Annotated in this window: 21 protein-coding genes; 6 read left to right on the forward strand and 15 right to left on the reverse strand. The window is 63.4% G+C overall.

Going from position 1 to position 20,466, the window contains the following annotated elements:
- Positions 1–25: 25 nt before the first annotated feature.
- The 3 genes from ACNJX8_RS22455 to ACNJX8_RS22465 are packed head-to-tail and all read right to left on the reverse strand — an operon-like array spanning position 26 to position 3,129.
- Positions 26–1,018, reverse strand: a complete 993-nt coding sequence (locus tag ACNJX8_RS22455; protein WP_439356785.1) for a Bug family tripartite tricarboxylate transporter substrate binding protein — start codon at positions 1,016–1,018, stop codon at positions 26–28.
- A gap of 51 nt (positions 1,019–1,069) precedes the next feature.
- Positions 1,070–2,323 (reverse strand): CaiB/BaiF CoA transferase family protein, encoded by a 1,254-nt coding sequence (locus ACNJX8_RS22460; protein ID WP_439356786.1) that lies wholly within the window; start codon positions 2,321–2,323, stop codon positions 1,070–1,072.
- Between the two features lie 11 nt (positions 2,324–2,334).
- Positions 2,335–3,129, reverse strand: coding sequence for an enoyl-CoA hydratase/isomerase family protein (locus ACNJX8_RS22465; RefSeq protein WP_439356787.1), 795 nt, complete (start codon positions 3,127–3,129; stop codon positions 2,335–2,337).
- A gap of 116 nt (positions 3,130–3,245) precedes the next feature.
- On the opposite strand from ACNJX8_RS22465, the gene ACNJX8_RS22470 reads away from it, so the two are divergent.
- Positions 3,246–3,911 (forward strand): GntR family transcriptional regulator, encoded by a 666-nt coding sequence (locus tag ACNJX8_RS22470; RefSeq protein WP_128943504.1) that lies wholly within the window; start codon positions 3,246–3,248, stop codon positions 3,909–3,911.
- A gap of 36 nt (positions 3,912–3,947) precedes the next feature.
- On the opposite strand, the gene ACNJX8_RS22475 is transcribed toward ACNJX8_RS22470, so the two are convergent.
- The 7 genes from ACNJX8_RS22475 to ACNJX8_RS22505 all read right to left on the reverse strand — a co-directional run bounded on the left by ACNJX8_RS22475 (position 3,948) and on the right by ACNJX8_RS22505 (position 9,785).
- Complete coding sequence (locus ACNJX8_RS22475) at positions 3,948–4,358, reverse strand: ASCH domain-containing protein (RefSeq protein ID WP_439356788.1); 411 nt, start codon at positions 4,356–4,358, stop codon at positions 3,948–3,950.
- 67 nt (positions 4,359–4,425) lie between these two features.
- Entirely contained in the window at positions 4,426–5,145 is a 720-nt protein-coding gene (locus ACNJX8_RS22480; protein ID WP_128942241.1) for a haloacid dehalogenase type II, read from the reverse strand.
- Between the two features lie 145 nt (positions 5,146–5,290).
- Positions 5,291–6,292 (reverse strand): class II fructose-bisphosphatase, encoded by a 1,002-nt coding sequence (glpX, locus tag ACNJX8_RS22485; protein ID WP_035703675.1) that lies wholly within the window; start codon positions 6,290–6,292, stop codon positions 5,291–5,293.
- Between the two features lie 161 nt (positions 6,293–6,453).
- Complete coding sequence (locus tag ACNJX8_RS22490; protein ID WP_128942242.1) at positions 6,454–7,770, reverse strand: homoserine dehydrogenase; 1,317 nt, start codon at positions 7,768–7,770, stop codon at positions 6,454–6,456.
- A 28-nt stretch (positions 7,771–7,798) separates the two neighbouring features.
- Complete coding sequence (locus tag ACNJX8_RS22495; protein WP_128934070.1) at positions 7,799–9,019, reverse strand: LL-diaminopimelate aminotransferase; 1,221 nt, start codon at positions 9,017–9,019, stop codon at positions 7,799–7,801.
- A 234-nt stretch (positions 9,020–9,253) separates the two neighbouring features.
- Positions 9,254–9,529 carry a hypothetical protein gene (locus ACNJX8_RS22500; RefSeq protein ID WP_439356789.1) on the reverse strand — a complete coding sequence of 92 codons (276 nt, stop codon included), beginning with the start codon at positions 9,527–9,529 and terminating at the stop codon, positions 9,254–9,256.
- A 67-nt stretch (positions 9,530–9,596) separates the two neighbouring features.
- Entirely contained in the window at positions 9,597–9,785 is a 189-nt protein-coding gene (locus tag ACNJX8_RS22505) for a hypothetical protein (RefSeq protein WP_439356790.1), read from the reverse strand.
- Between ACNJX8_RS22505 and ACNJX8_RS22510 the strand changes: the two genes are divergently transcribed.
- Both ACNJX8_RS22510 and ACNJX8_RS22515 read left to right on the forward strand, forming a co-directional pair.
- Positions 9,784–11,604, forward strand: coding sequence for a PHA/PHB synthase family protein (locus ACNJX8_RS22510; RefSeq protein ID WP_439356791.1), 1,821 nt, complete (start codon positions 9,784–9,786; stop codon positions 11,602–11,604). The genes ACNJX8_RS22505 and ACNJX8_RS22510 overlap by 2 nt on opposite strands.
- Before the next feature lie 135 nt (positions 11,605–11,739).
- Positions 11,740–12,138 (forward strand): MAPEG family protein, encoded by a 399-nt coding sequence (locus ACNJX8_RS22515; RefSeq protein WP_128942246.1) that lies wholly within the window; start codon positions 11,740–11,742, stop codon positions 12,136–12,138.
- Positions 12,139–12,255: 117 nt separating this feature from the next.
- On the opposite strand, the gene ACNJX8_RS22520 is transcribed toward ACNJX8_RS22515, so the two are convergent.
- From ACNJX8_RS22520 to ACNJX8_RS22540, 5 genes are all read right to left on the reverse strand, one after another.
- Positions 12,256–12,849 carry a class I SAM-dependent methyltransferase gene (locus tag ACNJX8_RS22520; protein WP_439356792.1) on the reverse strand — a complete coding sequence of 198 codons (594 nt, stop codon included), beginning with the start codon at positions 12,847–12,849 and terminating at the stop codon, positions 12,256–12,258.
- 13 nt (positions 12,850–12,862) lie between these two features.
- Positions 12,863–13,909 (reverse strand): N-acetyl-gamma-glutamyl-phosphate reductase, encoded by a 1,047-nt coding sequence (gene argC, locus ACNJX8_RS22525; protein ID WP_439356793.1) that lies wholly within the window; start codon positions 13,907–13,909, stop codon positions 12,863–12,865.
- Positions 13,910–14,010: 101 nt separating this feature from the next.
- On the reverse strand, positions 14,011–14,994 hold the full coding sequence (gene argC, locus ACNJX8_RS22530; protein ID WP_439356794.1) for an N-acetyl-gamma-glutamyl-phosphate reductase: 984 nt from the start codon (positions 14,992–14,994) through the stop codon (positions 14,011–14,013).
- On the reverse strand, positions 14,991–15,656 hold the full coding sequence (locus tag ACNJX8_RS22535) for an FMN-binding negative transcriptional regulator (RefSeq protein ID WP_439356795.1): 666 nt from the start codon (positions 15,654–15,656) through the stop codon (positions 14,991–14,993). Before ACNJX8_RS22535 ends, argC (ACNJX8_RS22530) begins: the two co-directional genes overlap by 4 nt.
- Before the next feature lie 226 nt (positions 15,657–15,882).
- Positions 15,883–16,413 carry a DedA family protein gene (locus ACNJX8_RS22540; protein ID WP_128934078.1) on the reverse strand — a complete coding sequence of 177 codons (531 nt, stop codon included), beginning with the start codon at positions 16,411–16,413 and terminating at the stop codon, positions 15,883–15,885.
- A 273-nt stretch (positions 16,414–16,686) separates the two neighbouring features.
- Here ACNJX8_RS22540 and parE point away from each other — a divergent pair, with 273 nt between their 5' ends.
- The 3 genes from parE (at position 16,687) to ACNJX8_RS22555 (ending at position 20,465) form a co-directional block, all read left to right on the forward strand.
- Positions 16,687–18,735 (forward strand): DNA topoisomerase IV subunit B, encoded by a 2,049-nt coding sequence (gene parE, locus ACNJX8_RS22545; protein ID WP_439356796.1) that lies wholly within the window; start codon positions 16,687–16,689, stop codon positions 18,733–18,735.
- Between the two features lie 452 nt (positions 18,736–19,187).
- Positions 19,188–19,964, forward strand: a complete 777-nt coding sequence (locus ACNJX8_RS22550; RefSeq protein ID WP_128934080.1) for an outer membrane protein — start codon at positions 19,188–19,190, stop codon at positions 19,962–19,964.
- A 315-nt stretch (positions 19,965–20,279) separates the two neighbouring features.
- The gene (locus ACNJX8_RS22555) at positions 20,280–20,465 is read left to right on the forward strand and encodes a hypothetical protein (RefSeq protein WP_091888160.1); all 186 of its coding nucleotides are present in this window, start codon (positions 20,280–20,282) and stop codon (positions 20,463–20,465) included.
- Position 20,466 lies beyond the last annotated feature (1 nt).

Here is a 20,466-nt window from a genome sequence, read left to right on the forward strand (position 1 = left end):
GCACCGCCGATGCAACAGCCCCGCCTCACTTGACGAGCCAGCCTTGCTCGCCCGCGACCTGCTTGACGTGCTCGAGGTCCTCCTTGATGAATTTTTCGAGCTCGGCGCCGGTCAGGAACGTATCGACCTGGGAGGTCTTCTCGATGTAGTCCTTCCATTCCGGCGTCGCCTGCACCTTCTTCATGAGGTCGACATAGAACGCCGCCTGGTCCGGCGTGACCTTGCCGGGCAGCCACACCGTGCGCGGCTGCTCATATTGCTGGATGTCGAGGCCCTGCTCGATGCAGGTCGGAACATCGCTCCAGCCTTCGGTTGCAGTGACCTTCGGGCCCTGCGGCAGCCGCTTCGGGCTGAAAACACAGAGCGGGCGTTGCGTGCCGCCGCGCCACTGTCCGAGGCTTTCGCTGGGGTTGTTGACGTGAGAGTCGAGATGTCCGCCGGCGAGCTGCACCGCAGTCTCGGCGCCGCTCTTGAAGGGGATATAGGTTAGCTTGACCTTGCCAGCCTTCTCGATCATGCGCGTCAGCACCTCGTCGGTGTCCTTTGACTGCGCGCCGCCCATCTTGAATTCGCCCGATGCTGCCGCCTTGAGATAGTCGCCCGCCGTCTTGTACGGCGAGTCCTGCTTGACCCAGAGCAGGAACTCGTCCTGGGCCATCGCCGCGATCGGGGTGAGATCGGTGTAGTTGAAGGCGACCTTGGAGACGAGCGGCTGCTGCCAGGCGTTCGAGGTGCCGAAGATCACCTTGTAGGGATCGCCGGCGGAGGCCTTGCCGTAGACATAGCCTTCGGCGCCGCTGCCGCCGCCCTTGTTGACAACGACAATCGGCTGCTCCGTCAGCTTGTGCTTGGTGATGATGTTCTGCACCGCGCGGGCAAGGTTGTCAGTGCCGCCGCCCGGCCCGGCAGTGGCCACGAACTCGATCGGCTTTTGCGGTTGCCAGGCCGCACACGCCGGCATCGTGCCGGCGAGCACGGTCGCGGCCGCGGAGAGCAGAAATGTTGACGTCCGACCCATGATTTCCTCCAGCTGATTTTTGTCTTTTGTTGTTGTCGTATCGAGGTCCGCTCAGGCGACGCGCTCCTGGCGTCTTCCTGCGGCCAGCACGATCGCGCCTTCTTTTTCGAGCGCTTCGATTCGTGATTGGTCGAACCCGTGCTCGGCCAGCACCTCGCTCGTGTGCTGACCATAGACCGGCGCACCTGATCGCACTTTGCCTGGGGTCTCCGAAAACTTGATGGGAAGTCCGATCGTCTTGACGGGGCCGAGCGTGGAGTGCTCGACCTCGACGACCATCTCGCGCGCCAGGGTCTGCGGATCGCTGAGGGCTTCCAGCATGTCGTGCACGGGGCCGCAGGGCACGCCCTTCTCGTCCAGCGCCGCGAGCCAGTGCGCGCGGGATTTGGTGCGGAAGCGTTCGCTCAGGACCGCTTCCAGCTCTTTCAGATTGGCCATGCGGTCGGCCCCGTTAACGAAGCGCGGATCAGCGGCGAGCTCGCTGGCGCCGAGCGCCTCCAGCATCAACAGCCAATGCTTCTTGTTGGCGCCGCCGACGACGAGCCAGCCATCCGATGCTTCGAAGGCCTGGTACGGCGCGTTGAGCGGATGCGCCGACCCCATCGCGCGCGGCGCGGTGCCCGCGGCCAGTGCGATGGTCGATTGCCAGTAGGTCTGAACCAGGGCGGCCTCATAGAGCGAAGTCTCGACCCACTGCCCTTCGCCGGTCTTGAGACGATGCGTATAGGCGGCGAGGATGCCCATGCTCGCGAGCAGGCCGGCGGTGATGTCGGACAGCGGCGGGCCGCATTTGACGGGCGGACCGTCGGGACGTTCACCGGTGAAGCTCATGATGCCGCTCATGGCCTGCGCGACCAGATCGAAGCCGCGACGATGCTTGTAGGGACCGGTGCGGCCGAAGCCCGACAGCGAGCAGTAGATCAGCGCCGGAAATTCGGCGTGCAGTGCCTCGTAGCCGAAACCGAGACGCTCCATCGCGCCGGGCGCAAAATTCTCGACCAGCACGTCGGCGCTCTTGATCAGCCGGTGCAGCACCTGCTTGCCGCCGTCGGTCTTCAGATCCAGCACGATGCCGCGCTTGTTGCGGTTCATCATCAGGAAGGAGGCCGCCTCGTCGCCGATCTTAGGCGGCACCGAATGGCGGGTGTCGTCGCCGTTCGGCCATTTCTCGATCTTGATGACGTCGGCGCCCATGTCGGCGAGCATCAGGGTGCAGGTCGGCCCTGCCATGACATGGGTGAGATCGATGACCTTGAGGCCGGCGAGCGGCCCCGAACGACGAGAGGTGGATTGCGAACTTTGCATCGGGCTCGTTCCTATTGGCCGCGCCATTGCGGGGCGCGCTTGTTGAGGAAAGCATCGAGCCCTTCGCGAAAGTCCTGGCTCGTGTAGCACATCAGGATGAGATCTTCGCCCTCGTCACGCGTCAGCCGCCTTTGCAGGCGCGCCACGGCCTGCTTGGTCGCGTTCAGCGTCAACGGTGCATGACTGGCGACGAGCCTGGCCACCTCCTCAGTGCGCCGCTCGAGCGCGGCAATATCCTCGACGACTTCGCCAAGCAGCCCGACATTTGCAGCCTCGGTGGCGTCGACAAGACGTGCGGTGAAGATCAGATCCTTGACGCGCGCGGCGCCGATGAGCGCGGTGAGACGGCTGACATTGGACATCGACAGGCAATTGCCGAGGGTGCGGGCGATGGGGAAACCGATTTTAGCGCTCTTGGTGCCGATGCGGAGATCGCAGGCTGCGGCGATGCCCGCCCCGCCTCCGGTACAGAACCCGTTGATCGCCGCAATCGTCGGCACCCGGCACTGCTCCAGCGTGGTCAGCACCCGATCAATGCGGTTCTCGTAGTCGATCGCGTCCTGTGGCGTCTTGAATTCCCGGAACTGGTTGATGTCGGTCCCCGAGGCGAACGCCTTGGCGCCGGCCCCGCGCAGCACCAGCACCTTGATCGCGTGGTCGCGGTTGGCCTCCTCGCAGATCGCGGCGAGCCGTTCGTACATCGCGAAGGTGAAGGCGTTGCGGGCCTGCGGACGGTTGAAGGTGATCCGCCCAATGCCGTCCTGGCGTTCGAAGACGAGGTCTTCTGCCTCCACTTGCAGGTCCATTTCCTCATGCCTTTCTGTTTTTTACATTTTTGAATGCAAAATTTGGAATTTTCAAGCAGGAACTTGCAAATATCCGCACATGAGTTCATTTTTGAATGCAAACTGAGTTCAGACCCATGCTTCATGAAGAAGTCGTCGGCCGTATCCGCGCCATCCTGCTCGACGGCGAAATCCCGCCGGGTGCGCGGATTCCCGAGCGCGAGCTGTGTGAGCGGCTCGAGATCTCGCGCACGCCGCTGCGCGAGGCGCTCAAGGTGCTGGCCGCCGAAGGCCTCGTGCAGCTGCTGCCGCATCGCGGCTCGCGCGCGGCGAAGCTGACCGACAAGGACATGCGCGACCTGTTCGAGGTCTGCCAGGGCTTAGAGGCCCTCGCCGGCGAGCTTGCCTGCGAGCGCATCACCGACGCGGAGATCGACGCGATCGCGGCCGCGCATGCGGACATGGTGCAGCATTATCGCGAGGGTGATCTGATCCAGTACTATCGCGGCAACCGCGCCATTCACGAAGCCATCGTCAATGCTGCCGGAAATCCAGTGCTCGCGGGGCTTTACACGTCTGTGACCGCACGCATCCGCCGCGCGCGCTACGTCACGCCGATGACACCGCAGCGCTGGGCGCTCGCAGTGAAGGAGCATGATGCAATCCTGAACGCGCTGCAAAGGCGCGACGGCGCCGGCCTCGCCCACATCCTGCGTGCGCATCTGCGCCATAAGCGCGAAGAGGTTTTGCAGGCGGGTTTTGCCGAAAGGGAGGGAAACGACCTCACACTGCGCATCGCGTGAGGCGTGGCCCTGAACTTCTAACATCGACCGCCGATGCTATGGATCCTGGCGTGGAATGTCGCCGAAGACCTCGACGAGGCGAAAACGCTCGCACATCAGCATCATGTCGTCGCGATATCGTCCAAGCCTACCGACCTGATGGGCGCGGCGCCAATAGGCCAGGCTCCGGTCACCTTCACCCTCATCATATGCAAAAGCTGCGTCGACCTCATTGAAGCGCCGATATGTTACGTCGATGGATTCGATGACGCAGCGCGCCTCTCCTCGCCCGTCGAGCACGACCCAGCGCTCACCGGGCGTGGACGTGTTCGGCTCGTCTTCGGTGCTGCACGTCGCGGTCTTGATGCCCTTGACAACGAGTTCGATCAATTCATCTGCGAGTGCGGGGCTGTCCCCGAACGCAAACATCCGGAGGTTCCGATAGCGCTCGGGAATCGGTTTGCTCATAGGTCTTCAGGCCTTCACGTCCCGTCGTCGTGCGCAAGCAGACTTTACTGGGTCATGAAGACACGGCCTAACAGCCCAGCTTATCGGCGATCCCGCCAAAATCCTTGGCGATGATGTCCCAGTTGCCGGTGGCCTCGAAATCGACCTTCTGAAGCGGACCGTATTCGGTCGGCCGCGCCACGAAGGCGGTCTTCAGCCCGTTCTTCTGCGCGGCCGCGAGATCGCCGTTGTGGGCAGCGACCATCATCACCTCTTCCGGCTTGAGACAGAGCAGGCGCGCGGCGCCGAGATAGGTTTCCGGATCGGGCTTGTAGTGCTCGAACAGCTCGGCCGACATGATGAGGTCCCACGGGAGCCCTGCAAACTTCGCCATGTTGGTGAGCAGCGCGACATTGCCGTTCGACAGCGGCGAGATCACGAATTTCGATTTGAGCCGCGTGAGGCCGGCGACGCTATCGGGCCAGGGATTGAGACGATGCCAGCCTTTGGTGAGATAGTCGAGATCGGCTTCGGTGAGGCCCTTGATCGAGAATTGATCGACCAGCTTTTCCAGCGAGCGGCGGTGCAGATCATCCAACATGACATAGCCGCGCTCGGGATGTTTGCGCACGTCATCCATCGAGGCCATGTACATGCCGCGCCAGCCGTCGACCAAAGCGGTCCAGTCGGCGCTGATGCCGCGCTGCCTGCTCCACCACATGAAATCGGTGATGAGGCTAGTGCGCCAGTCGACCACGGTGCCGAACACGTCGAAGACGAGGGCTTTGACGGCGGAAAGGTCGGACATGGGCGCTTCCCCTTGTTCTTATCGTCATTCCGGTGGCCCATGGGGCACCCGGAATCCATTGCACCTCGAACTCTGCGCCCTATGGATTCCGGGCTCTCCGGGCCGCGCGTTGCGCGGTCCCGTCGCCCCGGAATGACAGGGAGCATCAATCCAAATGGAACTTCGCCAGCTCGCGGTGCTCGGCCTTGATGTAGCGTACGGTGCCGGTGACGGAGCGCATCACTACCGTCTCGGTCTCGATCACGCCATCCTTGCGGAACTTGACGCCCGACAGCAGCGAGCCCGTGGTGACGCCGGTGGCGGCGAACAGGCAGTCGCCGCGCGCCATGTCCTCGATGCCGTAGATCATCTTGGGATCGTTGACACCCATCTTGGCGGCGCGCTCGCGCTTCTCCTCGGAGTCGAGGATCAGGCGGCACTGCATCTGGCCACCGATGCAGCGCAGCGCCACCGCGGCGAGCACGCCTTCCGGCGCACCGCCGGTGCCGAGATACATGTCGACGCCGGTGTTGTCGGGGTCGGCGCAGTGGATCACGCCGGCGACGTCGCCGTCTGTGATGAGGCGCACGGCCGCGCCGGTCGAGCGCACGCTCGCGATGATGTCGGCATGGCGCGGACGGTCGAGCACAAGAACGGTGATGCCTTCCGGCTTGACGCCCTTGGCCTTGGCGAGGCGGCGGACGTTGTCGGCGGGCGAAGCATCGAGATCGACGACGCCCTTGTCGTAGCCTGGCCCGATCGCGAGTTTCTGCATGTAGACGTCGGGGGCGTGCAGCAGGGTGCCGCCATCGGCCATCGCCATGGTCGCGATCGCACCCGGCATGTTCTTGGCGCAAAGCGTGGTGCCTTCGAGCGGGTCGACCGCGATATCGACCTGGGGACCGGCATTCATGCCGACCTTCTCACCGATGAAGAGCATCGGCGCCTCGTCGCGCTCGCCTTCGCCGATCACGATGGTGCCTTCGATCGGGAGCTTGTTGAGCTCGCGGCGCATGGCGTCCACAGCGGCCTGATCAGCCTGCTTCTCGTTGCCGTGGCCGCGCAGCCGCGCCGAGGACACCGCCGCCCGCTCCGTCACCCGCACGATCTCCAGCGTGAGAATGCGCTCGAGCAACGCTTGCGGCGGGACTGAAATATGGGTCGACATTGGCTCACTCCTTTAAAACGGCTCGGCGGACACCTGTGTCCGCATCAACTCGCAACGCCCACGGTTCGTTCGAACCGTCCTCTCCGCTTGAGCATGATCTCTTTTCCGGAAAACCGCCACATGCGTTGCGCTAACGTGGCCTTCCGGGTCCGGATCATGCTCTAGTTCTTCTCGATCCGGATTACCTGCGGCCGTCCGCTGATCACCTTGTCGTGCTGAACGGCGGCGAGCGCGCGGCGCACGGCGTCTTCATGGGTCGCATAGGTGATCAGGATGACCGGCACGGGCACCGCCTTGCCGTCGCTGGGCGCAGCGCCGCCATTGGGATGACGCTGCACGATCGACTCGATCGAAATCTTCTGTTCTGCAAGCCGGGTCGCGATCGCGGCCGCTGTACCCGGGAAATCGCGCGCGAGCAGGCGGATGTAATAACCGCCTTCATGCCGCTCCATCGGCGCCTTCTTGGTGTCGTGCAGTTGCGCAATCGGCCGGCCGAACGGATTGGCGCGGATGCCGCGCGCAACATCGGCGATGTCGGCGACCACGGCGGACGCGGTCGCAGCGCCGCCTGCGCCGGGGCCGACCAGCGTGATCGGCGGAATCCCCTCGCCGTCGATCGTGACTGCATTGGTGACACCCATCACCTGCGCGATCGAGGAGGATTTTGGCACCATGGTCGGATGCACGCGCTGCTCGATGCCCTTGGCGGTGCGGACCGCAACGCCGAGCAGCTTGACGCGGTAACCGAGATCGGCCGCCGCACGGAGATCTTCCGGCGCGATGGATGAGATGCCTTCGACATACACTGCGCTTTGAGCAACTTTTGTGCCGAAAGCGAGGCTGGCGAGAATGGCGAGTTTTTGCGCGGTGTCGTGGCCGTCGACGTCGAAGGACGGATCGGCCTCGGCATAGCCGAGCCGCTGCGCGTCCTTCAGGCATTCGGCAAAGGACAGTCCCTCCTGCTCCATCCGGGTCAGGATGTAGTTGCAGGTGCCGTTGAGGATGCCATAGACGCGGTTGATGCCGGTTCCGGCAAGACCTTCACGTAACGTCTTGATGACAGGAATCGCGGCGCCGACCGCTGCCTCGAAATTCAGCGCGCCGCCGTGCTTTTCAGCCGCCTTGGCGAGCTTGAGGCCGTGCTTGGCGAGCAGCGCCTTGTTGGCGGTGACAACCGACTTCCCGGCATTGAGCGCGGTTTCCACCGCCGACAGCGCGGGATCACCGGCGCCGCCCATCAGCTCGACGAAGCAATCGACCTCGGGATGGGTGGCAAGGGCCATCGGATCCTTCGCCCATTCGACGCCGCGCAGGTCGACGTCGCGCTTTTTCGCCTTCGAACGCGCGGTGACGGCAACGACACGGATGCCCCGGCCGCTGCGCCCGGTGAGCACGCGCGCTTGCGTTTCGATCAAACGGACGACTTCGGCACCCACGGTGCCGAGCCCCGCTATGCCCACTTTTAGGGGTGCGACCATGATACTTCAGAAAACCTGCAGAAGAGAACTAGCGCCGGTTGGCGAGCGGAACGACGTTGTGCAACGTTTCGATGCCGCTTTCAAGGAAGCGGCGCACGCCGCGCGCGGCCTGCCTGATCCGTTGCTCGTTTTCCACCATGGCGATGCGGACATATCCTTCACCATGCTCGCCGAAGCCAACGCCGGGCGAGACCGCGACGCCGGATTTCTCCACCATCAGGGTCGCGAACTGCATGCTGCCGACGCTGCGGAAGGCCTCCGGCAGCGGCACCCAGGCGAACATCGAGGCCTCCGGCGGCGGAATCTCCCAGCCGGCGCGGCCGAACGATTCCACCAACGCGTCGCGGCGCTTGCGGTAGGTGTCGCGCATCTCCTTGATGCAATCGTCGGGGCCATTCAGCGCCGCGGTCGCGGCGACCTGCACCGGCGTGAACGCGCCGTAGTCGAGATAGGATTTGACGCGGGCGAGTGCCGCGATCACGCGCTCATTGCCGACCGCAAAACCCATGCGCCAGCCGGCCATGGAATAGGTCTTCGACATCGAGGTGAACTCGACGGTGACGTCCATCGCGCCGGGCACCTGGAGCACCGAGGGCGGCGGGTTGCTCTCGTCGAAATAGACCTCGGCATAAGCGAGATCGGACAGGATCAGGATCTCGTGCTTCTTCGCGAACGCGACGAGATCCTTGTAGAAGTCGAGGCTCGCGACATAGGCGGTCGGGTTCGAGGGATAGCAGACGACCAGCGCCAGCGGCTTGGGGATCGAATGGATGATCGCTCGCTCCGCCGCCTCGAAGAATTGCGGCGTCGGCTCCGAAGGTACCGAGCGGATCACGCCGCCCGCCATCAAAAAGCCGAAGGCGTGAATCGGATAGCTCGGGTTCGGACAGAGGATGACGTCGCCCGGCGCGGTGATGGCCTGCGCCACGTTGGCAAAGCCTTCCTTGGAGCCGAGCGTCGCTACGACCTGGGTGTCGGGGTTGAGCTTTACGCCGAAGCGGCGGTCATAATAGGCGGCTTGGGCCCGGCGCAGCCCCGGGATGCCGCGGGAGGCCGAGTAGCGATCGGTGCGCGGCTTGCCGAGCGTCTCCTTGAGCTTCTCGAGCACATGCGGCGGGGCCGGCAGGTCCGGATTGCCCATGCCGAGGTCGATGATGTCGGCGCCGGCATTCCGCGCGGCCGCCTTGGCCCGGTTGACCTGTTCGAACACGTAAGGCGGCAGGCGGCGGATGCGGTAAAATTCTTCCATGGCTCTCTGGGCTCCGGGCAACCGGTCAGGACAGAATCGACAGGCCACAACGGCCGTTCGGAAACGCGCCCAGCCCCTCGCGAAAATTACTCAAAATCAAATACTTAGAGCAATCATCGACAATGGCGACTGAAGTCGTTCGCCCTGACTCTCGGCTGAACTGAGGTCTTTTAGCACGGCAAGACGGGGGCGCCAGCGATTACCTTGCACCGTCTCACTTGCTCACTTGGCTGCTCACTTCGCGTCCTTGGCGGCCACGGCCTGACGATCGCGCGCCGCGGCAAGCTCAGCCTCGATCTTGGCGCGCTGGTCCGGCGGGATAATCGCCTGATCGCGATCCGGCGGCAGATCATGCACCGGCAGATAGCTGCCGGGCTCCTTGGGATGCGCCTGCGCATCCGCAGGCGTCATATCCGCGAGCTGGCTTGAGCAGCCGCCCATGGCGAGCGCCGCGATCAACAGCGCGCCGCGGATCGGCAGCGTCTTTTGCAGGTCCCATAACGCCAACACTTGGGAAATCCCCTACTCGTCCCAAAGCACGGCCCCGGGCAAACCTTACCCAAGACCGTGCCCAAGCTCAAACCATTGCTGCCCAAATGGTGTAAGCGAGAAAATAGCCCAGCACTACCAAGCCGAGCGGTGCGGCTCGATTGTGACGAAACCAAGAAAATTTGTCGCACTGCAGCACATCTTCGAGAGTGTTTAACGCCAAAGATGCGAGCTTCGCGGTGACGAATACGGAATGAATCGTTACTGTTCTGCGCATGAGTACCATCACAACCGACACGCCCAAATCCGGCAACACGTTCGAGACGAAGTTCGATGCCGAAGCCTTCGCGATGAATGTCGCGCGGGCGATGGAGAGTGGTGGCAAGGCGCTCGCTGCCTACCTCAAACCACGCGAGAGCGGCGAGGTGCAGGATCGCCCTCCGGCCGAGCTTGCCGAGGTCGTCAAGACCTTCACCTCGGTCGCCGAATACTGGCTGTCGGACACGTCCCGCTCCTCCGATCTCCAGACCAAGCTCGCCAAGGACTATCTCGACCTCTGGGGCTCGGCGGTCCGCCGCATGGCTGGCCAGGACGCCCCGCCCGCGATCGCGCCCTCGCCGCGCGACAAGCGCTTTGCCGATCCGGAATGGAAGTCGAACCAGTTCTTCGATTTCGTGATGCAGCTCTATCTGCTCACGACCAAATGGGCGCAGGAACTGGTGCGCGACGCCGAAGGGCTCGATCCGCACACCCGCCGCAAGGCCGAGTTCTACGTCCAGCAGGTCACCAACGCGCTGTCGCCATCGAACTTCGTGCTGACCAATCCGGAGGTGCTGCGCGAGACGGTGGCGTCCAGCGGCGAGAACCTCGCGCGCGGCCTCAAGATGCTGGCCGAGGACATCGCGGCCGGCAAGGGCATGCTGAAGATCCGCCAGTCCAATCCGGACAATCTCGTCGTCGGCGTCAACATGGCGACGACGCCGGGCAAGGTGATCTACCAGAACGAAATGATGCAGCTGATCCAGTATTCGCCGACCACGGAGAAGGTGCTGCGCACCCCGCTCCTGATCGTGCCGCCCTGGATCAACAAATTCTACATCCTCGATCTCAAGCCGGAGAAATCCTACATCAAGTGGTGCGTCGACCAGGGCATCACCGTATTCGTGATCTCATGGGTCAATCCCGACAAGCGGCTCGGCAACAAGGGCTGGGAAGACTACATGAAGGAAGGCCCGCTCACGGCGATGGACGTGATCGAGAGGGCCACCGGTGAGATGAAGGTCCACACCGCCGGCTATTGCGTCGGCGGCACGATGCTCGCGACCACGCTGGCCTGGCTCGCCGAGAAACGCCGCCAGCGCGTTGCATCGGCGACGTTCTTCGCGGCCCAGGTCGACTTCACCCATGCCGGCGATCTCCTCGTGTTCGTCGACGAGGAGCAGATCGCAGCGCTCGAGCACGACATGAAGACCGCCGGCGTGCTCGAAGGCTCGAAGATGGCGATGGCCTTCAACATGCTGCGCTCCAACGATCTGATCTGGTCCTACGTCGTCAGCAACTATTTGAAGGGCCAGCAGCCGAGCGCGTTCGACCTGTTGCACTGGAATTCCGATGCGACGCGCATGACCGCGTCGAACCATTCCTATTACTTGCGCAACTGCTATCTGGAGAACCGGCTGTCGACCGGCACGATGGTGCTCGACAACACCCTGCTCGATCTCTCCAAGGTCAAGGTCCCTGTCTACAACCTCGCCACCCGCGAGGACCACATCGCGCCGGCGGAATCGGTGCTGTACGGCTCGCAGTTCTTCGGGGGCCCGGTGAAATATGTGCTGTCGGGCTCCGGCCACATCGCCGGCGTGGTCAATCCGCCGGCCTCGAACAAATATCAGTACTGGACCAACGACAACATCAAGGACGTCAACGTCGCGCAATGGATGAAGGGCGCCGTCGAGCACAAGGGCTCGTGGTGGCCGGACTGGCGGCAATGGCTGGGTGCACTCGATCCGGAGGAGGTCCCGGCGCGCACGGTCGGCAGCGACGCCCTGCCCCCGATCGAAGACGCGCCCGGCAGCTATGTCACGGTCCGCGCATAGCGCATGATCCGGAAAAGTGCGAAGCGGTTTTCCGAAAGCGTCATGCGCAAACAAGGCATCCTTGCGCATGGCGCAATCTTGCGCGCTTTCGTATAGACTCGCTCTCACCACCGTGACGACAGAGGGGACCGGACTATGACGCGCGAATTGTTCTGGCTGACACTGACGGTGATCCTGACCGGCATCCTCTGGATCCCCTACATCATCAACCGCTGCCAGGTCCGCGGTCTTTCCGGGGCCATGGCCAATCCCTCGCGCAGCGACAAGCCGCAGGCCGAATGGGCCACCCGGCTGATGTTCGCGCATGACAATGCGGTCGAGAACCTCGTGATCTTCGCGCCGCTGGTGCTGATCCTGAACGCGATCGACTATTCCACGAAATGGACCGTGCTCGCCTGCGCCATTTATTTCTGGTCGCGCGTCGCACATGTCATCGTCTATGCGATGGGAATCCCGGTGTTCCGCACCCTGGCCTTCACCGTCGGCTTCCTCGCCCAGGCCGTGCTGGCGCTGGCGATCTTCGGGGTGGTTTAAGTTCGCCCGGATGCGGGCTCATGCATAGCGAAGGCGTACCTTCTGCACGCGCAGAACGCCCTTCTCGAATGGATCGCCGCTTAGCTGGCGCCGGCAGCTTTCAAGACTTCCGATGGATCAAGCCACCGGCTTGCGAACGACGAAATTGAGCATGTTGGCTGGCGTTTCATCGAAGCTCTGGATCACGTTGGTGTCGGATGACAGCGTGATCCACGGCCCCGCGCTGGCGTAGGTCGCCTCGAGCCACTCGGGCGACACATAGCTGTAGTAGCGGCCGAGGCTGTCGCGGCCGTCACCCTCACCCATCTTGTAGCTGGCGTAAAACACACCTGACGGCTTGAGCGCGCGATGGATCCGCTTGAGGATTCCGGCGAGCTCGTCGCGCGGGACGTGCAGCAGACAGGCGCTCGCCCAGACGCCGTCATAGGCCTGTTGCGCGTCGAGTTCGTCAAAGCGCATCGCCTCGACGGGATGCCCCAGCCGCTGCGACGCGATCTTCGCCATTTCGGGCGAGCCGTCGGTGGCGCACAGCGAAAAACCTTCCGCCAGCATCACCGCCGCATGATTGCCGGCGCCGCAGCCGAGTTCGAGGATTGCGCCCCCTCGCGGCAGCAAGACGAGAAAGCCCGGCAGCCGCGTCGACGGCGCTTTCGCCCAGTCCGCATAGGACTGGGCGTTACTCCGATAGAATTGCAGCGTGGTTTCGTCCATGACTACATCCCACTTACGGAAACAGCGCGATCTGCTCCAGGCCCGCAGTCTCGGGGAAGCCGAACATCAGGTTCATGTTCTGGACCGCCTGTCCTGCCGACCCCTTCACCAGATTGTCGAGCACCGAGATCACGATGGCCCGGTTCTTGATGCGGTCGGGGAATACGCCGATCTGCACGTAGTTCGAACCGCGCACGTTCTGGGTCTGTGGCATCACGCCCTTGTTCGCGACATGGACGAACGGCTCGTTGCCGTAGGCCTTCTCCAGCGCTGTTCGCAAATCGTCCGGCGTCGCGCCGTTGAGCTTGACGTAGGACGTACAAAGCTCGCCCCGCGCCATCGGGATGAGATGTGGGGTGAAGTTGACGGTCACAGCGTGGCCAGCGGCAACCCCGATCTCCTGCTCGATCTCGGGCGCATGCCGGTGCGTGCCTACCGAGTAAGGCGACAGCCCCTCACCCACCTCGCTGAACAGCGTGCTCTGTTTCAGCCCGCGGCCGGCGCCGGTGACGCCCGATTTCGCGTCGATCACGATGTCATCGACGTCGATCAGTTTTGCTTTCGCAAGCGGCACCAGCGCGAGCAGCGCAGCAGTTGGATAGCAGCCGGGACAGGCGACCAGCCGCGCCGACGCGATCTTCTCGCGATAGAATTCGGTGAGACCATAGACCGCTTCGCCTTGTAGTTCGAGCGCCCGGTGCTCATGGCCGTACCATTGCGCATAGGTGTTCTTGTCCCGCAGCCTGAAATCGGCGGACATGTCGAGGACCTTGATTTTGGGATTTGCTTCGAGGACGGCGGCGATGATTTCCTGCGTGGTGCCGTGCGGCAGCCCACAGAACACCGCGTCGAGCTTGCTCCAGTCGACCTTTTCCCATTCCACGAGTTTCGGCAGGTCCAGCATAAAGAAATGAGGAAACACGTCCCCCATCGACTTGCCGGCGTGGGTGTTGGCGGTGAGCGCGACGATCTCGGCATTCGGATGCCGCGCCAACAGGCGCACCGCATCGGCCCCGGTGTAACCAGAGGCGCCGAGAATGCCGATCTTCTTCGAGCTCATCACGCGTACCTTTCAGGCGTCATTCGATTGTCTTGCCGGGGTAGAAAGTTGCAGCGTCGCTTCGTCCACCAGACTGGCCTCGCGAGCAACGCTCGATTCAGCTACTCCTCCGGCAGTCCCAGCATCAGCCGCATGTTCTGCACGGCTGCGCCCGAGGCGCCCTTGCCGAGATTGTCGAACCGCGCGACCAGCACCGCCTGGTGATATTTGTCGCTGGCGAAGACGTAGAGCTCGAGCATGTTGGTTTCGTTGAGCGCCTCCGGCTCGAGCCGGCCGCCCTTGGTCGCCTCGTTCTGGAGCGGCATCACCTTGACGTATTTCGAGCCGGTGTAGCGCTTGGCGAGCGCGGCCTGGAGATCGGATCCGCTGGGCTTGCCCGGCAGCGTGTCGAGCTGGAGCGGCACCGAGACCAGCATGCCCTGCCGGTAGTTGCCAACCGAGGGAATGAAGATCGGCCGCCGCGTCAGGTTCGAATAGAGTTGCATCTCCGGCAGATGCTTGTGCTCGAAGCCGAGACCGTAGAGCTCGAAGGACGGCGCACTGCCGTCTTCGAAGCTCGCGATCATCGATTTGCCGCCGCCGGAATAGCCACTCACGGCATTGACGGTGACGGGATAATCCTGCGGCAGCAGGCCGGCATCGACGATCGGCCGCAATAGCGCGATCGCGCCGGTCGGATAGCAGCCGGGATTGGAGACCTTTTTCGCGGCCTTGATCTTGCCGGCCTGATCCGGCGTCAGTTCGGGGAAGCCATAGGCCCAGTCGGGCGCGACCCGATAGGCGGTGGAGGCGTCCAGCACCTTCGGTGCGGAGGCGCCCATGCTGTCGACGAGAGCGACCGTCTCCCTGGCGGCATCGTCGGGCAGGCAGAGGATGACGAGATCCACCTCCTCCATCAGCGCCTTCTTGGCCGCGGGGTCCTTGCGCTTGTCGTCGGCGATGGTCTTCACCGCGACGTCGCCCTGGAGCTTCAGCCGCTCGTTGATGCCGAGCCCGGTGGTGCCGGAGCCGCCGTCGACGAAGACGGTTGCGGGCTTCTTCGCCGCGCTGGAGGTCGAGGCTTTGGTGGTGTCAGCGAGGCTCATGGCGCGCTCCCTTCGAGCATGTTCGTTTCGTTTGCAAAAGCTTGCGGCCGGGCCTGCCGCATCAAATGCGCGATCTGCTTCGCATCGGCATCGCCGGCGCCAAGCGCATTGGCGATCGCCGTATAGTCGGCGTCCGATTTGTGCTGGTTCAGCTTGAAGCTGCCTTCGACCTCCTCAACCGTCATCACCAGACCTACGATCGCCTTCTTCATTGTCTCCAGCCGGCCCGCCGTCATCTTGCCTGACGTCCACGGCTTTTTCGGCAGCAGCCGGTTCTCGAACTTGTCGCTGAGCGTGTCGATCTGCAGCGCCAGTTCGTCGTCCGATAGCAGCCGCACCGGCCCGCTCAGATGCACCGACTGGTAGAGCCAGGTCGGCACCTGATCGGGCGAGACGTACCAGTCCGGCGATACATAGGCATCGGGACCATTGACCACGAGCAGCCAGGACGCATCACCGCCCGCAAGCTTTAGCAGCGGATTGTGACGGGCGACATGAAAGGCGGCCTGCGGCGTGCCGTCAGCGGCGTAGGTCAGATAGAACGGCAGCGGGGACGCGACCGGCTTGTGACCATCGAAGGCGCACATGGTGCCGAAGCCGCGCTCCTCGGCGAATTTCAGGCTCGCGGCGCGGTCCTGCTTGAAAAAGGGTGGCGTGTACATCGTGGTCTCCTGCTGGGCCTCCTTGGGAAGCCGCCGGATCAGATCGCGCTGACAGGAGAGAAAATGCCGCGGACCGGATCCAGCGGCAAAGACGATGATCTCAAACGCGATCAACCGCCCAAACCGCTAAAGAGCGGCGGCGGCGACGGGCGAACAGAATGGTCGCAGCGTTGATCATGGCGCGCGGCTATAAGGCCAGATCCGGTTCCCGTCAAGGTTCGCGGTCTCAGAGGAGACGCCAGATCCATTCCATCAGCTTCGCGATCACGTCGCCGAACAGCAGCAGCGCCGCGGACCAGACCAGTGCCGAGACGAAATTGGCGATCTGGAAGCTCCAATAAGGCATCTCGAAGATGCCGGCTGCGAGCGGCACCGAGGCGCGCAAGGGGCCGAAAAAGCGGCCGATGAAGATGCTGGGCACGCCCCAACTCCGCACGAAGACCTCGCCCTTGGGCAGGAGCTCCGGATAGCGCGAGAGTGGCCACATCTGGGCGACGCTCTCCTTGTAGCGGTAGCCGAACCAGTAGGAGACCCAGTCACCCAGCGCCGCGCCAAGGCCGCCAGCGATCCAGACCGGAAAGAAGCTGATGCCGCTCACCCCGATCAGCGCACCAATCCCCACCAGCGCGCCCCAGGCCGGAACCAGCAGCGAGATGAAGGCAAGCGACTCCCCGAAGGCGAGCAGGAACACGATCGGCGCCGCCCAAGCCTGGTGAGCGCGCACGAAGTCGGCCAGGGCGTGCGCAAACTGCTCCATTCCAGATTAGCCTTCCGCCCTGTCTCAAGGTGCTGCTCGATGAAAAGGACTGGTAAGCCAAGGGCTTGTGTGACATCAAGTCACAAAACCCGCCCCAAGGTCGGCCGGGACGTCAAATTGCCGGGAACAGGCGGGTCTGCGGCGTAAAATCGCCGGGATTGGCTCCCAACCACACGGCCCGACAGGCCGAGCTGTAACCTTTCCGAGTCAGAAGTGGCATAGTCGGCCTAACCGATTCGCCGCGCCTGCGGCCCTCAAAACGTATCAAGAAATATGTCCAAGCAGTTGAAAACCAAAGCGAAAGACGATCTGTTCGGCGCCAACGAGCCAAAGTCCCGTGCGTCCGCCGCCAAGACGGCCTCGCGCGGCAGCGGCGGGGAAGCCGACTACACGGCGGCTGACATCGAAGTGCTCGAGGGGCTGGAACCGGTGCGGCGCCGACCCGGCATGTATATCGGCGGCACCGATGAGAAAGCGCTGCATCACCTCTTCGCCGAAGTCATCGACAACTCCATGGACGAGGCGCTGGCCGGGCACGCGACCTTCATCGAGGTCGATCTGAGCGCGGACGGGTTCCTGACCGTGACCGACAACGGACGCGGCATCCCGATCGATCCGCATCCGAAATTCCCGAAGAAGTCGGCGCTCGAAGTCATCATGTGCACGCTGCATTCGGGTGGCAAATTCGACTCCAAGGTCTACGAGACCTCGGGCGGTCTGCACGGCGTCGGCATCTCCGTGGTGAACGCCCTCTCCTCGCGCCTCGAGGTCGAGGTCGCGCGCAGCCAAAAGCTCTACCGCATGACGTTCGAGCGCGGGCACCCCAAGGGCAAGCTCGAGGATCTCGGGAAGGTCAATAACCGCCGCGGCACGCGCGTGCGCTTCAAGCCCGACACCGACATTTTCGGCGCCAAGGCCTCGTTCAAGCCGCAGCGCCTGTTCAAGATGACGCGCTCGAAGGCGTATCTGTTCGGCGGCGTCGAAATCCGCTGGAACTGCGCGCCCGAGCTGCTCAAGGGCGTCGAGGACGTGCCGGCGGAGGCGACGTTCCACTTCCCCGGCGGTCTCAAGGACTACCTCGCTGCGGCGATCCACGCCGACACGCTGGTGCATCCCGACATCTTCTCCGGCAAGTCCGGCCGCAACGGTGCCCATGGCGCCTGCGAGTGGGCGGTGGCGTGGACCGCCGATGCCGACGGTTTTCTCTCCTCCTACACCAACACCGTGCCGACGCCCGATGGCGGCACACATGAATCGGGTTTGCGCAGCGCGCTGCTGCGCGGCCTGAAGGATCACGCCGAGCGCGTCGGTCAGGGCAAGCGCGCCGCGTCCGTCACCTCCGAAGACGTGATGGTCGGCGCCGCCGTGATGCTCTCGGTGTTCGTGCGCGAGCCTGAATTCCAGGGCCAGACCAAGGACCGCCTCGCCACGGCAGAAGCGCAGCGCATCGTCGAACAGGCGATGAAGGATCCGTTCGACCATTGGCTGTCGGGCAATCCGAACATGGCCAACAGGCTGCTCGACTTCGTGATCGATCGCGCCGAGGAGCGGTTGCGCCGGCGCCAGGAAAAGGAGACTGCGCGCAAGAGTGCGGGCAAGAAGCTGCGTCTGCCTGGCAAGCTCGCCGACTGCACCGATGCCGGCACCGAAGGCTCCGAGCTCTTCATCGTCGAGGGCGACTCGGCCGGCGGTAGCGCCAAGCAGGCGCGCGATCGCAAGACCCAGGCGGTGCTGCCGTTGCGCGGCAAGATCCTCAACGTCGCCTCCGCCGGCAAGGACAAGCTGACGGCGAATGCCCAGCTCTCCGATCTCGTGCAGGCGATCGGCTGCGGCCAGCTCTTGCATTATCGCGAAGAGGATTTGCGCTACCAGCGCATCATCATCATGACCGACGCCGACGTCGACGGCGCGCATATCGCTTCGCTGCTGATCACTTTCTTCTACCGGCAGATGCCGCGGCTGATCGACGAAGGGCACCTCTTCCTCGCGGTGCCGCCGCTCTACAAGCTGACCCACGGCACCAAATCGGTCTATGCCCGCGACGACAAGCACAAGGAAGAGCTGATCAAGAGCGCGTTCAACGCCAACGCCAAGGTCGAGGTGAACCGCTTCAAGGGCCTCGGCGAGATGATGCCGGCGCAGCTCAAGGAAACCACCATGGATCCGAGCAAGCGAACGCTGCTCAAGGTGGTGCTGCTTGCCGACGATCGCGACACCACGGCGGATTCGGTGGAACGCCTGATGGGCACCAAGGCCGAGGCGCGCTTCGCGTTCATCTCGGACAAGGCCGAGTTTGCCAGCGAGGAACTGCTGGACGTCTGACCCGCCAGCCTCACGCTGCCGCGTCCCATCAAGAGCCCCGGTTTGACCGCCGGGGCCCTTTCGTTTGTGAGGACGACACTGCCTCCCCGACAACCTTACCGGTGGTCCGCCAGGACGCGGCTGATTCCCACCCTTCGCGCTGCGACTCGGCCAACGACTCACGGGAACCAAAGCTGAGGCAGGATTGCCTCCATTCCGCACGAAGCCGATTTCGTTAACGAGAGGTTGCAGACTCCAAGCTTACACCATCAGCATCCAACCTATTGATAGGATGTAGTTATTTTATGAAATGGTCCTCTCAAATCAGATCCCTGCCGATCGGCGTTTTCCGGCGAGTGTGCCTGCCCAGCAACAGCATTTCGGCCGGAAACGTCTATAGTCCGGGTATCAGATCACACGAACTTACAGCGCGCTCGCGCCGGCTACGACAGACCAAGGTTGGGGATTTTAACATGAAGAAGACTCTGCTCGCTCTGACCGCGGTTGCGGCAATGACCGGTTCGGCCTCGGCCGCTGACCTTGCTGCCCGTCCCTACGTGAAGGCTCCGGTGCCCGCGCCGGTCGCCAACTGGACCGGCTTCTACATCTTCGGTGGCGCCGGCGGCGGCGTCTGGGATGCGGACTCCCACACCAACTTCGTTGGCGTTCCCGTGACGATCGATCAGCGTGTTGGCGGCGATGGCTGGTTTGGAACGGTCGGTGCCGGCTACGACTGGCAGTTCTCCGGCACCTGGGTGGCTGGCGTGTTCGCCGATGGTCAGTTCGGCAGCCTGCGCGGCAGCATCAACGATGAGTTTGCTGCGCTGACCGGCCGCATCAAGATGCAGGACGCTTGGGCCGCGGGTGTTCGCCTCGGCTATCTGGTTGCTCCGAACGTTCTCTCCTACGTCAATGGCGGTTACACTGGATCGCACTGGTCGGGCGCTGGCTTGACGAATCTCGCCGGGACGGCTTCGGGCTTCCACACCGACTCGTTCAACCGCAATGGCTGGTTCGTCGGCGGTGGCGTCGAGAACAATCTGAACATTTTCGGCATCACGGCGCCGGGCTGGTTCATGAAGACCGAATATCGTGCTGCCTACTACGATCGTAAGGACATTGCCGTCCGCACCGACGTCGGCAACGTCGTGACCACCGACTCCATCAGCTTCAAGCCCCTGGTGCAGACCATCAGCACCTCGCTGGTCTACCGCTTCAACTGGACCGGTCCGGTCGTCGCGAAGTACTGATCTGACCTCCCGTTCAGACGTCAAAGCCCCGGCATCGTCCGGGGCTTTTTCGTTGTGGGCCTGTCAACGGCCGACGCACGCCTCAGGTGTATGCATCGACGAGGCCGCGCTTCCACCACCGCCGATCGGCATCCCTGATCGCCTTCGGCTCGAGTGCTTGTCCAGAAGCATAGCCTCCTCCCCCGCACGCCGGCTTGTCCCGGCGCTGCCATTGTATCCGAACCGAAGCTACGGTTAGTGTGCGCTCAAGCCTTCGCGGCGGCGGCGATCCTTCGTCGTCGTGTCGCGACAGAAGCGGACTGATGGGAGGAATGCATGCGCAGATTTCTGCTGATCGCAGGCTTGTTTGCGACTGCCGTCGGGCTGCTCTGGATCGGACAGGGCACGGGAACGCTTGCCTGGCCGCGATCGAGCTTCATGGTCAACCAGCTGCAATGGGCCGGCTATGGCGCAGCCATGGCCGGCTTCGGGCTGGTGCTGATCTGGCAAAGCAACCAATAGA

Origin of the sequence: Bradyrhizobium sp. SPXBL-04 (assembly GCF_051853035.1) — a bacterium.
In the GTDB taxonomy this organism is placed as follows: Bacteria; Pseudomonadota; Alphaproteobacteria; order Rhizobiales; family Xanthobacteraceae; genus Bradyrhizobium; species Bradyrhizobium zhanjiangense.

What these genes read in the sequence shown, in the direction of transcription:
- ACNJX8_RS22455 (WP_439356785.1), bottom strand. Translation starts at nt 1,018, where the DNA reads ATGGGTCGGACGTCAACATTTCTGCTCTCCGCGGCCGCGACCGTGCTC.
- ACNJX8_RS22460 (WP_439356786.1), bottom strand. Translation starts at nt 2,323, where the DNA reads ATGCAAAGTTCGCAATCCACCTCTCGTCGTTCGGGGCCGCTCGCCGGC.
- ACNJX8_RS22465 (WP_439356787.1), bottom strand. Translation starts at nt 3,129, where the DNA reads ATGGACCTGCAAGTGGAGGCAGAAGACCTCGTCTTCGAACGCCAGGAC.
- ACNJX8_RS22470 (WP_128943504.1), top strand. Translation starts at nt 3,246, where the DNA reads ATGCTTCATGAAGAAGTCGTCGGCCGTATCCGCGCCATCCTGCTCGAC.
- ACNJX8_RS22475 (WP_439356788.1), bottom strand. Translation starts at nt 4,358, where the DNA reads ATGAGCAAACCGATTCCCGAGCGCTATCGGAACCTCCGGATGTTTGCG.
- ACNJX8_RS22480 (WP_128942241.1), bottom strand. Translation starts at nt 5,145, where the DNA reads ATGTCCGACCTTTCCGCCGTCAAAGCCCTCGTCTTCGACGTGTTCGGC.
- glpX (WP_035703675.1), bottom strand. Translation starts at nt 6,292, where the DNA reads ATGTCGACCCATATTTCAGTCCCGCCGCAAGCGTTGCTCGAGCGCATT.
- ACNJX8_RS22490 (WP_128942242.1), bottom strand. Translation starts at nt 7,770, where the DNA reads ATGGTCGCACCCCTAAAAGTGGGCATAGCGGGGCTCGGCACCGTGGGT.
- ACNJX8_RS22495 (WP_128934070.1), bottom strand. Translation starts at nt 9,019, where the DNA reads ATGGAAGAATTTTACCGCATCCGCCGCCTGCCGCCTTACGTGTTCGAA.
- ACNJX8_RS22510 (WP_439356791.1), top strand. Translation starts at nt 9,784, where the DNA reads ATGAGTACCATCACAACCGACACGCCCAAATCCGGCAACACGTTCGAG.
- ACNJX8_RS22505 (WP_439356790.1), bottom strand. Translation starts at nt 9,785, where the DNA reads ATGCGCAGAACAGTAACGATTCATTCCGTATTCGTCACCGCGAAGCTC.
- ACNJX8_RS22515 (WP_128942246.1), top strand. Translation starts at nt 11,740, where the DNA reads ATGACGCGCGAATTGTTCTGGCTGACACTGACGGTGATCCTGACCGGC.
- ACNJX8_RS22520 (WP_439356792.1), bottom strand. Translation starts at nt 12,849, where the DNA reads ATGGACGAAACCACGCTGCAATTCTATCGGAGTAACGCCCAGTCCTAT.
- argC (WP_439356793.1), bottom strand. Translation starts at nt 13,909, where the DNA reads ATGAGCTCGAAGAAGATCGGCATTCTCGGCGCCTCTGGTTACACCGGG.
- argC (WP_439356794.1), bottom strand. Translation starts at nt 14,994, where the DNA reads ATGAGCCTCGCTGACACCACCAAAGCCTCGACCTCCAGCGCGGCGAAG.
- ACNJX8_RS22535 (WP_439356795.1), bottom strand. Translation starts at nt 15,656, where the DNA reads ATGTACACGCCACCCTTTTTCAAGCAGGACCGCGCCGCGAGCCTGAAA.
- ACNJX8_RS22540 (WP_128934078.1), bottom strand. Translation starts at nt 16,413, where the DNA reads ATGGAGCAGTTTGCGCACGCCCTGGCCGACTTCGTGCGCGCTCACCAG.
- parE (WP_439356796.1), top strand. Translation starts at nt 16,687, where the DNA reads ATGTCCAAGCAGTTGAAAACCAAAGCGAAAGACGATCTGTTCGGCGCC.
- ACNJX8_RS22550 (WP_128934080.1), top strand. Translation starts at nt 19,188, where the DNA reads ATGAAGAAGACTCTGCTCGCTCTGACCGCGGTTGCGGCAATGACCGGT.
- ACNJX8_RS22555 (WP_091888160.1), top strand. Translation starts at nt 20,280, where the DNA reads ATGCGCAGATTTCTGCTGATCGCAGGCTTGTTTGCGACTGCCGTCGGG.